Origin of the sequence: Rhizobium sp. PL01 (assembly GCF_033447125.1) — a bacterium.
Classification (GTDB): Bacteria; Pseudomonadota; Alphaproteobacteria; order Rhizobiales; family Rhizobiaceae; genus Pararhizobium.
In genome coordinates this window covers 420,220-434,413 of record NZ_JAWQUM010000002.1, presented here as the reverse complement: position 1 = coordinate 434,413, position 14,194 = coordinate 420,220, and the positions used below count along the sequence as shown (strand labels likewise).

Here is a 14,194-nt window from a genome sequence, read left to right as displayed (position 1 = left end):
ATGGTCAAGTTGATCCTGCCGCCCAAGCCGAAGAAAAAGACGACATACCCGGATTGGATATTTGACAATTCCCCGATTGCCGACCCGCTGGGCTATGGCGAACGGGCGGTGAAGTTTCTGCAAGCCCTGAAGCATCCGAAGAACCCGCTGCCGGGACATCATTTCCAGCTGGACCCGTGGCAGGAGCGTATCGTTCGCGCCATCTATGGCCCTCGCAACGAGGACGGGACGCGCATCGTGCGCACTGTTGTGCTGCTGTTGCCCCGTGGAAACCGGAAGACATCGCTTGCCGCTGCTTTGGCGCTTCTCCACACTTTTGGCCCGGAGAGAACGCCGGGAGGGGAGATAATGTCGGCAGCTTCCGACAGAAGCCAAGCGAAGCTCACTTTCGATGAAATCCAAGGCGTCGTTCGCGCCATGCCACAGATTGATGAGATCGCACGGATTGCGGACTATAAACACCGCATAACCAACGACCGGCACAAGAGCTTTTTTACTTGCGTGTCAAGCGATGCTGGTAGTGCTCACGGGCACACCCCAACGACCGCAATCGTGGACGAGTTGCACGCCCACAAGAAACGACATCTTTGGGACGCAATCCGAAGCGGTCTGCCAAAGACGAAAAACTCGCTTCTGATAATTACAACGACAGCGGGACGCGGGCAGGAAAATTTGGCCTTCGAACAAATTGATTATGCCCGCAAGGTGGCGAAAGGCGAAATCATCGACCCGGCCACGCTCCCGATATTGTTCGAGACCCCAGCTGATGCCGACTGGCAGGATGAGGCAGTGTGGTATCGGGCAAATCCCGGCCTTGCCCACGGTTATCCAGACATCGAAGGCCTTCGTCAGCTGGCCCGTGAAGCGGCAGAACGTCCCGGTGACCGTGAAGCGTTTCGCCAGTATCACCTGAACACTTGGATGGACCACAGCGCGGCCGCCTTTGTGGAAATGTCCACCTTTGATAGGGGCAGCAAGCCCTTCGACCTCGCAGACCTGAAGGGGCAACCGTGCTGGCTGGGCGTCGACCTATCTTCCACGTCCGACCTTACAGCCGTGGTTGCCGCATGGCGGGACGGGAATGACGGGTATATCGTCAAGCCGTGGTTTTTCTGCCCGAAAGACAACCTCGACAGACGGACACAGCAGAGCGGCTACCCGTATTCGCAGTGGGCGGTTGACGAATTTCTGATGCCGACATCGGGCAACGTGGTCGATATCAGGGCCGTCGAAAACCACATTCGCGACCTTTGCGAACGATTTGAGGTTCGGGAGATTGCCTTCGATCCGCACTATGCCCGCATCACCATGGCAAACCTCGTTGAGGACGGCTACCCGTGCGTAGAGTTTCGCCAAGGCTGGGCCACGATGGGACCGGCAATCCAGACGCTGGAAAAATCCATCCTCTCGCGGAAATTCCAGCACGGCGGGCATCCTATCCTGCGCTGGAACTTCGATAATGTCGTCAAGCGTCTGGGCTTCACCGCCGTTGATCTGAAGCGCAAGCTGCAGGACCCCAGCGCCCTTTTCTCCGAGATCATCGGCAAGCTGGGCCAACTGGACAAGGCTGCGCAAATCAGGGTGGCGGATGAAATCTTCGGCGGGACAGGCGGGGAGAAGTTTGTCCAGCTGATCGCCCAAGGGGAAGACGGTATCCGTAAAACGGTGCAGCAAGCCCACGACCTGGGCCTTGTCCTGAATGAGGAAGTCATTGCCCGCGCCGATGAAATCGACCGGAAGTTTAACGCCATTGCTGGGACCGTTGGCAGCGCCCTGAAAAAGGCCGTGGTCGATGTCGTCGGCGCAATGGACGACTGGCTGGACAGGATGAACAAGCTGGACGAACAGACCACGCGGAACATCCAATCCCAGCTTGTCGGCACCTATGACAAGATCAAGGAAGCGAAAGACCTCCTATCCGAGCTGCAGCTTGATAAGGCAGCGTTCCCAGAGGACGCCGGGATTGATTTGAATATCGATCGGCAGAAGGCCACGCTGGAGGAATTGACCGAACAGGCGTTGAAGCTGCGTGACAACCACATCACCAACACGTTTTCCCCGACAATCCCGATCACCGTTCAGGCGTCTGGAAATAAGGAAACTGACGGTGCTCTGGCTGACCGCCTATCGAAAGAAATGGAAACGCTGATGGACAATAAAATGGTGGACTTCACCCAGAACCAGCAGCGCCCCGGTAACATGATGAGCAAGAGCCGGTTTGTGTAGCAATGCACAATATGGTTGTGAAACAAGTTGTCGAAGGGCTTGCACGCGAGATCGCGGGACGTCACGTTACGCCACTTACGTTAAGGGAGTGGCCAATGGAAATGACAAATCACGATGAGGGTATTGTTTTCCTCAGCTACACATCTGCGGATCACGAAGTAGTTGCGGAAATTGCAGACGCGCTGTCCGGTCGACAGATTGACGTATGGATGGATAAGAGACGTCTAAAGCCCGGACAGAACTGGGACTTTGAAATCCGCCGTGCTCTGGACCGATCAGTTATCATAGTTGTTTTTGTCTCGCACAACTCTGTTAAGAAGACCGGCTATGTTCAGCGAGAAATTAGACTGGCGCTCGATAAGGCAGAAGAAAAGCTTATCGACGATATATATCTCATTCCTGTTTTATTGAACGATGACGTTCAAGTTCCGTCGCAGCTCAAGGACGTTCAGTTTATACGCTATAGTGAAGATGAATTTCTTGATAGTCTATCAGACGCGATAAAGCATCAATTAGAAAGGAAGGGAGCCGAGGTTGTAAGAAGTCAGGAGGATGCCGAACTTAATTGGATTTCAACTAGGATTAAGGAGCGGCGCGAAGGGTTGCCCGGTTACGAGGCTGAAATACAATTCTATAAGTTTTACTCATCAGTATTTCCTGCTGTCAGCCAAATTGGTGAATATGTTAAAGGTGATCTTATGGATCACCTATTCGATCTTCGATCGATGGTTGTCGAAGGTGGAGAGCACTTCAATTTTGGCCAGTCCCGATTTTTTCGAACCCATACCCTTGATATAGGCTCTTCCGGTCCGTCAGTTCACGGGCGGATCATTTCAATTCTTTATAATACGCATGTCTACTACGCTGGATCAGCGCATCCGAACCACGGATTTTCGTGCTACAATTTCTTTATTGATCCACTTATTAGGATAAAAAGTTTCCGAGACGTCTTCGAAGATGCTGAAATCGCGTTCCCGGTACTGCAGCAGCTTGTGAGATCGGAACTCAAGTCTTTAAAAATTGACGACGAGGATGATCCTATACTTGACGCGGAAATGATTGATGGGGGTACGAACGACTGGGATTGCTTTGAATGCTTTACCTTTGGAAATGACGGCATCCAAATTCACTTTCCCCCGTATCAAGTCGGCCCATATGCTGCGGGTCCTCACACGGTAGAAATACCCTACAAATTGGTGAAGAACCTAATTCGATCGCTGTACCAGTCGGCGCTCGATATCGAGTATATCGACCATCAAATCATTGGATCGTGAGACGCTAATTCGGCTGAACTTTTACAAGAGCAGCGAGAAACTCACTAGATTTTCCGTCCGACATGTAATTTCGAAGAGCATTCACTAACTCTTCGATACCTGTTTCCAGATATTCTACACGCTTTTCAAGATCGTCGCCCATCCCGGATCGAAGCAAGCGGCGGGCAGCTTCCGCACTCCTGCTATCAATGTTCCTAACTTCACTGACAAGCGACGCCTCCAATCGGGCAACAATCTCTTTGTTGAGACTGCGATTGTTCACGCGTGCAGCGGCTTCCAGCTGTTCCTTCACATCCGCAGACATCCGAACTTTAAAATCTGGCAGTGCCGATACCATAGGGTTACTCCATAGGGTCAAAGTGGGTTGACATCTATCGGTCACCATGGCTATTTGCAATCGGCCCACTATGGGGTCAATACGACGCCACCAAAGGAGATTGCCAGATGAAAGACACTGACCTGAAAATCCGCCTCCCGGCCGAGATTAAGAGGATGCTTGCTGCCACGGCAGAGGCAAACGACCGCTCCATGAACAAGGAGATTATCCAGATACTCAAGGCGAAGTTCGGGGTCACACACAAGACGGTCAAATCTCATGCATAAGCCCCAGCCTTCCGGCCTGTCATTTTTGAGAGAGATTGCGAAACGTTCCCAGCAGCCCAAGACCCACAAGCCCCTCAGCGCAGCGGCGGTAAAGAAGGTGACGAAGTTAATGGAAGCGGCTGGAAAAACTGTCACGGCCATTGCCGTTCAGCCTGACGGGACTTTCAGCCTGACGGTCGCTAGCAGCGCCATAAGCGTCAGCGCCACCCCCGCAAACCCGTGGGATGAGGTTCTGAAGTGATTTACGGCAAGAAACCCAAATACGTGCACGATCACGAAGATAGACACGGGAAGCCCCGCATCTATTTGAGAAAGCCGGGACAGCCGAAGGTCGCACTGCCTGGGCCATTGCTAAGCGAAGCGTTCTGGAAAGCCTATCATTCCGCTATGGCTGGCGAGACATTGCCGAAGGATGGGGCAGGATCATCGAAAACCGTGAAGGGCACCATCAACGATGGACTTGCCAAATATTATCAGTCTGCCGATTTCATCAATTCCGCCACGGCCACACAGCGGAATTACAAATCCGTGCTGGAGCCTTTTAGAAAGGACCATGGCGACAAGCCGCTGGAAAGCCTTAAACGGGAGCATATCAACGCCATCCTCGACAAGCGGGCAAAGACCTCCACAGCGCAAGCCAAGAACCTCGGAAAGCGCCTATCCACGTTCATGAAGTTCTGTGTGGATTTTGGCCTTTTGCAGCAAAACCCGATGATCGGGGTAAAGAAGATCAAGCATGAAGAGACCCACTACGAAATGTGGGAAGACGCAGACATTGCCAAATTCCGCCAGCATTGGAAGCCGGGAACGCCGCAGCGTGTCGCTCTGGAAATCCTCGTCTATACCGGCTTGCGGCGCAGCGATGCTGTCAAGCTTGGCCCGCAGCATGTCAAAGATGGTACGATCTCAATCACAGCGCAGAAGACGGGGGTGGAGCTTTATATCCCTGTCCATCCGCTCCTGAGAGAAGCGCTTGCCGGACATGAAAAACGCCACCTTGTCTACATCGTCACCATGCACGGCGCGTCCCGTTCGGAAAAGGCTTTCACCAACTGGCTTAAGGAAGCCGCGACGGACGCGGGCCTGCCTGATCATCGTTCGCCGCATGGTCTGCGCCGCGCCGCTTGCCGCGCCCTTGCCGAAGCAGGGTGTACTGTCTGGGAGATCATGTCGATCACCGGCCACCAGAGCATAAAAGAAGTCGAAGGTTACGTTGCCGACATCGACAAAAAGAAATTGGCTAACAGCGCCATGACGAAGTGGAAAAATGCGAAATGAGAACGAAGGAAAAACAGAAATCGGCTAACCTGTTTCCTGGGTTAGCCAAAGGCTCTTGCAAGCCCTTGAATATGCTGGGGGGAGGAAACACAATGGTACGCCCTAGGGGAGTCGAACCCCTCTTCCCAGAATGAAAATCTGGTGTCCTAACCGATAGACGAAGGGCGCATCCGTTGTGTGGGCGTCTTATAATCAGGGGTTTTGAATACCGCAAGCGGCAAATTTCATTTTCCTGTAAAAAAGTTCTGATAACGCGATGTTTTTGCCGTCTAGACAAATTACTCAATTAAAACAGGTGGTTGCTGTTAGCCTTTGCGGCGGCGGCACCGCCAATTCCAGTCGCGTTCTTCGCCTGTATCGATATGGACCGATTCCGTATGGCAATAGGTTCCAACACCGCCGCGCCCGGGAATGCTGCGCAGATATTCGGCAAGATCCCATTTGCTGACGCCGGGTACCTGGATGTCGGCTGCCTGGCAGGTGGTGTGAAGCGAGTGCTTGCGTCCGCCAGCGCTGGCATTGTGTTTCAGGTCGCGCAAGCCGGATGTCACTGTGAGCTTTCGGCCATAATGGTTTTCCACCACCTTCAGGACCTGCAGCAGGTCGGGCTGGAAACAGCCTGTTTCCACCTTTTCGGTTTGCAGCCAGAGTCCGTTCGGCGCCAGGCGGGCCAGACCGGATAACGATGCCATTTCGACAGTCGGGCTATCATCGTCGTGTCCCGGTTGCGAATCGTCGACGGTTGCAAACATTGACGTCGTACGCACGCCGGGCAGGGCGGTGAACCCGAGAGCGGCAATCTGCTGCGGTTTCAGGTCACTGGCAACAAGTGCCTTCTTCGCAGGCGTCTTGGCGAACCGGTCATCGTTGAACTGGCTCCGGTTCTTGCGTTTTGCGGCAAACAGACCCGCAAGCGTCAGAGTTTTATCTGCCTGATCCGGTTTGCCCTCATCGTTCTGCGAATTTCCGGAATCGGGAATCACTGCCGTCGCGCTGCTGACCCCCTCCGCGGATGCGGTTTGCATGGCGGCAGGCTGCTGAACATTACCGCCGCGCATGCTGTCACCGCTTGAGGGGATCGGCACGGCAACGGGAAGTGGCGTGCCGTCCGCACCGATCTCAGCGCTCGCGACCTGTTGGGTCGTCGCAGCGCCATCGGCATTGCTTGCACCTTCAAGCGGCAGGGGGATCTGGTTTGCGGCTGGCTGGCCGCTGTTGAAAAGACTGTTTGTCGCTGGCTTGACACCGGTGGCTTGCCCGACAGGCAACGGCGTATTGCCGGCGGCTGTGGCAGCATTCTGGACCGGCATCGCGTTTGGCGTCTGGACCGCAAAGATGCTGTTCGAGGTGGCGTTGAGGCCGGTACTCTGCATCGTCAGCGATGACGGTTGGCCATTGTTTGGCGCCGGCATCATTGCATTGGCCTGGGCTCCAGGCTGTTGCTGACCATTGGGGGCAACGGCGGAAACCTGCTGATCCTGATAGGAACCGGGCGCTGCTTGGGCCGCGCCAGCTGAGGCAATACCCGGCACCACCTCGTCGGCTGCGGATGCTGCCTCGGCGGTTTCTTTCGCTGCAGAGACGCAACCCGACAGCATCATCGCCGAAACACTGAGCGCAAGGGCGCAACCAAGGCCGCGAATCACCGCCGCTTTCTGCAAAATATGACGCAACGTTGGATCCCCACTCAATGCGGGCCGGGCGACACTTGCCGTCATGGCCTTTCATCAGGACGTTTCAAACCGCACGATCGGCGTGGCCTTTTTCAAGGATTTCCACACCTCCTCCATTGCGGTTTGACCGGTTCTACCGGGAAGGAGTACGCGCCAGCCTGACGCGGTGTGCACTCTCATTCCCTTAACGTTTCGTTCAAATATTAGTGAACGCACCGCTATTTGTAAACCTGCGCTGACGCAGGCGATATCTGCAGCCCAGCCACATCGGTGCTGGGAGGCCGTGGAAGATATCGCCCGGCGGCATTGTGCGGAGCTTACCAGGCGCCGGTATTGCCCATCGAGGCCCAGGGTTCCTGCGATTTCAGGTTTTCACCCTTCTGCAGGATTTCGATGGAAATGCCATCCGGCGAGCGAACGAAGGCCATGTGGCCATCGCGCGGGGGGCGGTTGATAATGACGCCGTTGTCCATCAGGTGCTGGCAGGTCGCATAGATGTCGTCGACCTCATAGGCAAGGTGACCGAAATTGCGGCCACCGGTATAATCCTCGGTGTCCCAGTTGTAGGTGAGTTCCAGGCAGGGCGACAATTCCGTCTTCGCATGATCGAGATCACCGGGTGCTGCGAGAAAAACCAGGGTGAAACGGCCCTTTTCATTCTCGTAGCGGCGGATTTCCACGAGGCCGAACAGCTTGGACCAGAAGTGAAGTGAAGCGTCCAAATCTTTGACGCGAACCATCGTGTGCAGATAACGCATTGGAATATCCTTGTTTTGCGGAAGATGGGTTATACTTAGCCGACAATCAGCCAGAGGCAAGGCTCGGCGGCTAGTGTGGTTCGACGGCAAATTTCATCCGAGGGCTTGCACATGTGCGGCGGGACGATGTTATTCTCACTGTCAAGAATCAGTTAACCGTAATGATGTGACGCGTAATCGAGGGGCTGGACAGGCAATGGCGGACAGAATTTCTGCAAAGGGCGTTACGCCGGATGACGATTTTGCCAATGACGCTCTCGATCTGGTTGAAATAACCGGCGTCATCAAATGGTTCGACGTCGCCAAGGGGTTTGGCTTCATCATTCCCGACAACGGCATGCAGGATGTCCTCGTTCACGTTACATGCCTGCGCCGCGACGGTTATCAGACCGTGCTTGAAGGCGCCCGTGTGGTTGCACTTATTCAAAGGCGCGACCGGGGTTATCAGGCTTTCCGCATCCTCTCCATGGACCAGTCGACCGCTATCCATCCGTCACAGTTGCCGCCGGCCAAGACCCATGTTCAAGTGACGCCGACCAGTGGGCTGGAGCGGTGCCTGGTTAAATGGTTCAACCGCACGAAGGGTTTTGGCTTCCTGACGCGCGGCGATGGAACCGAGGATATTTTCATCCATATGGAAACGTTGCGCCGGTTCGGGCTTACCGAATTGCGTCCGGGGCAGACCGTACTGGTGCGCTTCGGCGATGGCGACAAGGGCCTCATGGCAGCCGAGGTCCATCCCGATGTTCCAGCGCCGCTGGGCCGGGCACACTGATGGGCGCGCATCTCCCGCGCCTCGCTGGAAGCGCCCTTGTGGCGCTTTTTTTGTGGCTTACGCCGGTCGTTGCCTTAGCCGCCGATATCACATTTGAAACGGCACCTCTGCAGATCATCGCAACGGGCGGCAAGGTGCATAAATTTACCGTCGAACTGGCTGTCGATAATGATCAGCGCTCGCAAGGTTTGATGAATCGCCGCCATATGGCACGCGATCGCGGGATGCTGTTTGATTTTGGCGTAACGCGCCAGGTGATGATGTGGATGAAGAATACCTATCTTCCGCTCGACATGCTGTTCATCGCCAAGGATGGCAAGATCGAGACGATTCGGGAAAATGCCGTGCCTCAGTCCGAAGCGATCATCGATAGCCGCGTTCCGGTCGCGTTCGTTCTCGAACTCAACGCTGGAACCGTCAATCGCCTCGGCATCGCTCAAGGCGATATTGTCGATAGCGCACGCATCTCCGGTTTGAAGCCTTAAGCCATTGGATCGATTTCTTTTGGCTGTCTGTGGAATTGTGCAATTTAGGTGTTGCAGGGGCAGGGCGAAGCGTGTATCTCCCGGCCATCGACGGGTCACGGAGTGTAGCGCAGCCTGGTAGCGCATCTGGTTTGGGACCAGAGGGTCGGGAGTTCGAATCTCTCCACTCCGACCATCGACTCTCCCATTTTTACTGCTTAAGCAATGAACAAGGCTCTTGCCCTCGGGCGTTGTTCTGTGCTTGGAGCGCTGCTTTCTGCAGCGAAACGGCACAGCCGCCGAAATTGGCGGATATATCGCTGCAAGGTCATTTCGTTTTAATCCGTTCTGCGCTATGGCAATGCGCAGTGACCGGCAGCGCCGGTCGTATTGAACCATGGTGGAGCCGCTCAAGATATGTCCGCGAAAATCTATCGACCCGCAAAAACCGCCATGCAGTCTGGCAAGGCCAAGACGAATTTGTGGGTTCTTGAGTTCGATCAGGAAACGCCGCGCACCATCGACCCGATCATGGGCTATACGAGCTCTGCCGACACGCGACAGCAGGTCAAGCTGACATTCGAAACAGCCGAACAGGCTGTGGCCTATGCCGAGCGCAACGGCATCGAATATCGCGTCATCGCGCCGAAGGAACCAACGCGCAAGAGCATGTCCTACAGCGATAATTTCCGGTTTAGCCGCACGCAGCCCTGGACGCATTGATCCCGGACTGCCGGCAGAAGGGGGGAAACCTCCTCCAAGCGGCCCCTTAGCTCAGCTGGATAGAGCACCTGCCTTCTAAGCAGGTTGTCGCAGGTTCGAGCCCTGCAGGGGTCGCCAAATTTCTCAACGATTTCACAAGCTTGGCTTTTCATACGACATTTTTTCCGACATGTTTCCGATCCGACCAAATAGGCGATGTCGTAAAAATGTCGGATGGTGTTTTTCCCATTGCATTTGGACAGCTGCTGATATTGGCTACTGTAGCTTTAGTTGCAGAGAGGGTTATATGCGCGCGCTTATTTGTAGTCTGTTGTTGGTCGTCGTCGCGGGCTGCGTCTATCAGCCGGTAGGGAAATTCCATCGCATCAGCGATGGCCAGCCGGCGGATGCAAATCCGACCATTCTTGCAGCCTTTATGCAAGACAAGGCGATTTGCGATGGCGAAGCAGCCAAGGCAGGTCTCGTTTCAAACGAGCCTGACCGCTATACGCACAGCCGGAACATAAACCTGGTTTATGACGGATGCCTGGCCCAGCGCGGATACGTCCGCCGTTAGGCCCCGTCGTCCGCGTCGAACCAGATCACCAGCTTTGCCATCGCGCTATCTGCCATCTCCGGATTGAGCGCGAGATAGTGCTTCAGGATATCGTAGGCCGATTTGATCTCGTGGCCGGTGATGGCGCAGATCTCCGGAATAGTGCATCCGGCCATCGCCAGCCAGGTCACTGCCGTATCGCGCAGATCCTGATCGCGTAGCGTCTTCAGGCTGGGCATAGGAGCGATCGTCTTGCGTGTGGCTGTCTCCGGTAGCCCCTTTGCCGCTGCATCGCGCAGGTTGCCAAACTGGTGGCTGTAGTGATGCCGCTTGAAGGGGGTCCAGTGCTTTTCGTCGAGCACGACATAGGGCGAGATAACCTCCGCCAATTTGCGGCGTTTCTCGGACGCCTCGATGCGGGCTCGCAACAGCGGCGCTTCCGGCATCGAGACGATCGCCTTCGTCTTCATCTGGCGCAAAACGATTCGGCCCTTTTCCCTGCCTGCAATCTGAAAATTGAGACGATCGTTCTGTCGCTGACCTGACCAGACGCCGAGAATGATCATGTCGCCGATTTCCGATCGGCCGATTGCGTCGGCGACGGCTACCATCTGCGCGATTTCTTCCTTGGTCCCGAACCGGATGCGGGGCGGCGGCGTTTTCATGCGCAGCTTGTGGGCCGGGTTGACTAGCATTTCCGGCAGCCGGCCGCGATCCATCGCCCAGGTGAGGGCAGTGCCCAGCGTGCGCATTGTGGCGGACGCCTGAGACAGCCCTGCCTGCTGGCGCAGGATATCGTACATGCCAAGGCAGATGGGCTTGGTGAGCGCGGCCGTTTCGCTCTGCCAGACATCGGGCAGATATTTCTCGATGACCTTGCCCTTGTGCCGGTATTCGTACTGGGTCTTTTCCGAGATATCGGCCCAGCCCGGATTTTTCCCGAGATTGCTCCACTCGTCAAAGAGGGTCGAAACCGGGAAGGCTGGACGTACAGGCGGCGGCACGGGCAGGGCGGTGCGCTTCGGCTTCGTCTTGATCTTGTGCTTCTCGACGGCGAGTTGGCGGGCGAAATCCTGCGACCACTCCAGGGCATCTGCAGCGTTCATCCATTCGCCGGCGGCGTTCTTCAGATCCTCGCCCTGGTATCCGCGGGTGCGAAGCGTTGGCGAGGGCTCGAAGCGAGGCCGGCCGTTGCGCCAGGCGACATAGGGAATAGTGATTGAGGGCTTCTTCATGACTTTCTCCACGCTAAACAAAATCGCCCGGCGGTCACGCGAAACAACGACCGCCGGGCAGGAGCGATGCGCGCTGTTCCACCACGCGAGCATCGAGATCCGGCCGTGACTGGAAAACGGCCGGGTGGTTTCAAATGCGCGGGCCATGCCTTGGGGGACGCACGGCCCGCGCCTCACCGTCCGGCCGGATGCGGCCAGCGGGACGGGAAACGGTTATTGCTGGTAGCAGTATGCGGGCGGTATGCAGAACAGCGGGGGCTGCCGATCCGCTTCAGCTTCGCGCAGAATGCCCTTGGCTTCGACGACGAAGCTTGCAGATGCCATGCGCATGACGGACCGATAGCGCTGCAGCATCTCGATTTCATCGAGCAGATCCGCATGCTGTTTCAGGTCATCGATGACGCGGGCCATCAGTTCGTCACCATCGTGCATGGTCGCCTCGAGGCGGGCGATTGTGTCACGGCTGTTCATCGGCGGGTTCCTTTGCCAGCTGCTCCAGCAGCGGCTGATATTTGCGGGTGATAGCGTCGCATTCGTGCCGGGCCGCTGCCAGCGTCTCCGCGATCGCGACGGCGCTGTTCGCCATCAGGTTTTCCGCCAACAGTTGGGTGGCGTCGTGAAACCCGACGGTCTGGTTATTCACATCCCGGAAGGAGACTGCGATACTCACTTTAACAGGGGCGGCGTTCTCTCCGATGCCGCCATGGATTTCGAGCCAGGCGATGGCGCGTTCGAGGACGCCGGCGCGATAGCTGTCATTCCTGATTTGTTCGGCCAATGCGGTGATATCGATTTTCACTGGGTCTTCCCCCTTCGCAATTCAGCCAGGCGCTGGGCAGCGATGGTGCCGGCGGCAGTGAATGAAAGCGTTGCCCCGAAAGTGGCGCGGCGCTCGATAACCAGCTTGAGACTTTCCAGCCGGGCGACTACGCTCGTCGAGACCCGAACGGGGCCGAGCTGCCAGCCATTGCTGACGCGTTTGATTTGCCGGTAGTCATGCAGTGCCATCAGCGCGCTCTGTTGCGTGCGGCTGAGGACGCTTTGCGGTACCAGGGCGGCGCGGTTCTCGGAGGCCGGGATCATGCCGCTTCCTCTTGCTCGTCGAACAGCATTTTGCCTTCGCTCTCTATCTCTTCAGCGGCTTTTCTCATTGCGAGGGTGCACGGTCGATGGCTGGTGACACGATCGTTTTCGTCCACAACAAGCTCAGCACCGCAATAGAAGCTGATACCGGCCTTTACGCCCGATGCGAAAGTGTGACTTCCAATCAGCGCCGGCGTGCTCTCCGTGTCTCGGTGGCGTGTAACCTCGTCGCAACGATAACTGGCGACCTTGTGGCTATGGCAGAGCGGGCATGCTGGTTCGGCGAACAGCCGATCGGCGCGGCATTGCAGAAGCGTCTTCATGCCGCCCTCCCTGTCTGGTTGTGCGGCGCATACTTGCGGGTGAGTTCTTCGCGGTCCCAGTCGATGCGGATCTGCAGGAGGCCCTTGCCGTTGGCCTTGGTCTTCAGGTCGCCATAGCTTTCCAGCCAGGCCATGAACTTGGCGCGGTGCCAGCGGCCGCTAGGGAGCGGCGAAGGCATGCCGTCGATGCTGATCAACTTTTTGACCTGCCGGCGGAACCATCTGGTTTTCCAGCCAAGCAGATCGGCGATCTCGTCTGCCTGTATCATGGGATGTTCTTCATTGGGGATCATGTTTCGCGGTTCCCGTTGCAGCGCCTGCAAATCAGGCGTGATGCAAAGCTGTTACCGGTGACATCAAAAGTCAACAAGAAATCCATGGAGTGATGAATAATGGTGATTTGTGTCGTGCGCTCGAACCGCCAGAATTTGATCGCGAGGCACGAGTTTGCACCGGTGCGCAGTTCACTGTTGTGCACCGGTGCGCAGTTCAATGATCCCGATGATGCTGCACCGGTGCTGAATTCAGTACGAGGGATTGATTTGCACCGGTGCTTAGATCGGTGCGGTTATCGCGGAAGCGACATCAAGCGGCGCGGCGCTCGCGAATGCTGGACATAACGACGCCCCGGATCAGGACGTTCTTGTCAACCAGCACCGGCATCAATTGGGCGGGATCCATGGTGGCGCTGATGAGGAAAGGGTGTTCGAAGATCCGGAATATGGTTTCCGCCTTGCCATTGCGATCGTAGAGCTGGGCGCAGACGATATCGCCATTGGCTGGTACGGCGTTCAGGTCGACGATCAAGATGTCGCCCGGGACATAGCCGACATTCTCCAGGCAACGCGAGCGAAGAAGCCAGGGATCGACGCCGTTTTTGCCGCTACGTAGGGCGGATATGGCGGTCGCCAGCGGGTTCGCTTCCTCCGCCTGGTAGGGTGAAGCGTCGCCTGCCTCCGTGCCCCGCAGTTCCTCCGGTAGGCCCGCCAAGTCGGTCTGAAAGGCTGGAATGCCGCCAGCCTGTTCGATTTTTTCGATCGAGTAGCTGTTAAGCATGCGGCTGTTGGTGACGTCGGAGAGAAACCGCGTCAGCGTCGAGGGGTCAACGCCCGCTTCCATGGCAAGCCGGCGTCGGCTCCAGCGCCTCTGTGTGAGGATGAAGTTGACCCAGTCTAAGTGTTTCTTCCGAACGTTTTCCACAACGCGAAACATAATGCGGAAAGGCCTTCATTGCATTTTGCTAT

General features: G+C 56.3%; 18 protein-coding genes and 3 tRNA genes. 10 read left to right on the top strand and 11 right to left on the bottom strand.

Annotated features, from left to right (window positions below; translation table 11 throughout):
* Positions 1-2,226 carry a terminase large subunit gene (locus R6X40_RS06530; protein ID WP_318412009.1) on the top strand — a complete coding sequence of 742 codons (2,226 nt, stop codon included), beginning with the start codon at positions 1-3 and terminating at the stop codon, positions 2,224-2,226.
* A gap of 95 nt (positions 2,227-2,321) precedes the next feature.
* Positions 2,322-3,500 carry a TIR domain-containing protein gene (locus R6X40_RS06525; RefSeq protein ID WP_318412008.1) on the top strand — a complete coding sequence of 393 codons (1,179 nt, stop codon included), beginning with the start codon at positions 2,322-2,324 and terminating at the stop codon, positions 3,498-3,500.
* Positions 3,501-3,504: 4 nt separating this feature from the next.
* On the opposite strand, the gene R6X40_RS06520 is transcribed toward R6X40_RS06525, so the two are convergent.
* Complete coding sequence (locus tag R6X40_RS06520) at positions 3,505-3,837, bottom strand: Arc family DNA-binding protein (RefSeq protein ID WP_318412007.1); 333 nt, start codon at positions 3,835-3,837, stop codon at positions 3,505-3,507.
* A 107-nt stretch (positions 3,838-3,944) separates the two neighbouring features.
* On the opposite strand from R6X40_RS06520, the gene R6X40_RS06515 reads away from it, so the two are divergent.
* Both R6X40_RS06515 and R6X40_RS06510 read left to right on the top strand, forming a co-directional pair.
* A complete protein-coding gene (locus tag R6X40_RS06515; protein WP_318412006.1) occupies positions 3,945-4,103 on the top strand; it encodes an Arc family DNA-binding protein in 159 nt (52 codons plus the stop codon).
* 306 nt (positions 4,104-4,409) lie between these two features.
* A complete protein-coding gene (locus R6X40_RS06510; protein WP_318412004.1) occupies positions 4,410-5,381 on the top strand; it encodes a tyrosine-type recombinase/integrase in 972 nt (323 codons plus the stop codon).
* A 93-nt stretch (positions 5,382-5,474) separates the two neighbouring features.
* Here the strand turns inward: R6X40_RS06510 and R6X40_RS06505 are convergent.
* The 3 genes from R6X40_RS06505 to R6X40_RS06495 all read right to left on the bottom strand — a co-directional run bounded on the left by R6X40_RS06505 (position 5,475) and on the right by R6X40_RS06495 (position 7,812).
* Positions 5,475-5,549 (bottom strand) — tRNA-Glu (locus R6X40_RS06505).
* Between the two features lie 137 nt (positions 5,550-5,686).
* Positions 5,687-7,054: a YcbK family protein gene (locus R6X40_RS06500; RefSeq protein ID WP_318412002.1), complete on the bottom strand. Its 1,368-nt coding sequence runs from the start codon at positions 7,052-7,054 to the stop codon at positions 5,687-5,689.
* Positions 7,055-7,371: 317 nt separating this feature from the next.
* Positions 7,372-7,812, bottom strand: coding sequence for a VOC family protein (locus R6X40_RS06495; protein ID WP_318412000.1), 441 nt, complete (start codon positions 7,810-7,812; stop codon positions 7,372-7,374).
* A 196-nt stretch (positions 7,813-8,008) separates the two neighbouring features.
* On the opposite strand from R6X40_RS06495, the gene R6X40_RS06490 reads away from it, so the two are divergent.
* From R6X40_RS06490 to R6X40_RS06465, 6 genes are all read left to right on the top strand, one after another.
* Complete coding sequence (locus R6X40_RS06490) at positions 8,009-8,587, top strand: cold-shock protein (protein ID WP_318411998.1); 579 nt, start codon at positions 8,009-8,011, stop codon at positions 8,585-8,587.
* The gene (locus tag R6X40_RS06485; RefSeq protein ID WP_318411996.1) at positions 8,587-9,072 is read left to right on the top strand and encodes a DUF192 domain-containing protein; all 486 of its coding nucleotides are present in this window, start codon (positions 8,587-8,589) and stop codon (positions 9,070-9,072) included. Before R6X40_RS06490 ends, R6X40_RS06485 begins: the two co-directional genes overlap by 1 nt.
* A 98-nt stretch (positions 9,073-9,170) precedes the next feature.
* Positions 9,171-9,247: transfer RNA gene (locus R6X40_RS06480), tRNA-Pro, on the top strand.
* Positions 9,248-9,468: 221 nt separating this feature from the next.
* On the top strand, positions 9,469-9,774 hold the full coding sequence (locus R6X40_RS06475) for an ETC complex I subunit (RefSeq protein WP_318411994.1): 306 nt from the start codon (positions 9,469-9,471) through the stop codon (positions 9,772-9,774).
* A 40-nt stretch (positions 9,775-9,814) separates the two neighbouring features.
* Positions 9,815-9,891: transfer RNA gene (locus tag R6X40_RS06470), tRNA-Arg, on the top strand.
* A 169-nt stretch (positions 9,892-10,060) separates the two neighbouring features.
* Positions 10,061-10,330, top strand: a complete 270-nt coding sequence (locus R6X40_RS06465; protein ID WP_318411992.1) for a hypothetical protein — start codon at positions 10,061-10,063, stop codon at positions 10,328-10,330.
* On the opposite strand, the gene R6X40_RS06460 is transcribed toward R6X40_RS06465, so the two are convergent.
* From R6X40_RS06460 to R6X40_RS06430, 7 genes are all read right to left on the bottom strand, one after another.
* Positions 10,327-11,544, bottom strand: a complete 1,218-nt coding sequence (locus R6X40_RS06460) for a hypothetical protein (protein ID WP_318411991.1) — start codon at positions 11,542-11,544, stop codon at positions 10,327-10,329. The genes R6X40_RS06465 and R6X40_RS06460 overlap by 4 nt on opposite strands.
* 213 nt (positions 11,545-11,757) lie before the next feature.
* Entirely contained in the window at positions 11,758-12,015 is a 258-nt protein-coding gene (locus R6X40_RS06455) for a hypothetical protein (RefSeq protein WP_318411990.1), read from the bottom strand.
* Complete coding sequence (locus tag R6X40_RS06450; protein ID WP_318411988.1) at positions 12,002-12,343, bottom strand: hypothetical protein; 342 nt, start codon at positions 12,341-12,343, stop codon at positions 12,002-12,004. The genes R6X40_RS06455 and R6X40_RS06450 overlap by 14 nt, the downstream gene beginning before the upstream one ends.
* The gene (locus tag R6X40_RS06445) at positions 12,340-12,627 is read right to left on the bottom strand and encodes a hypothetical protein (protein WP_318411986.1); all 288 of its coding nucleotides are present in this window, start codon (positions 12,625-12,627) and stop codon (positions 12,340-12,342) included. Before R6X40_RS06445 ends, R6X40_RS06450 begins: the two co-directional genes overlap by 4 nt.
* Entirely contained in the window at positions 12,624-12,950 is a 327-nt protein-coding gene (locus R6X40_RS06440) for a hypothetical protein (RefSeq protein WP_318411984.1), read from the bottom strand. Before R6X40_RS06440 ends, R6X40_RS06445 begins: the two co-directional genes overlap by 4 nt.
* Positions 12,947-13,219: a hypothetical protein gene (locus tag R6X40_RS06435; RefSeq protein ID WP_318411983.1), complete on the bottom strand. Its 273-nt coding sequence runs from the start codon at positions 13,217-13,219 to the stop codon at positions 12,947-12,949. Before R6X40_RS06435 ends, R6X40_RS06440 begins: the two co-directional genes overlap by 4 nt.
* 316 nt (positions 13,220-13,535) lie before the next feature.
* Positions 13,536-14,069 (bottom strand): hypothetical protein, encoded by a 534-nt coding sequence (locus R6X40_RS06430; RefSeq protein WP_318411981.1) that lies wholly within the window; start codon positions 14,067-14,069, stop codon positions 13,536-13,538.
* Positions 14,070-14,194 lie beyond the last annotated feature (125 nt).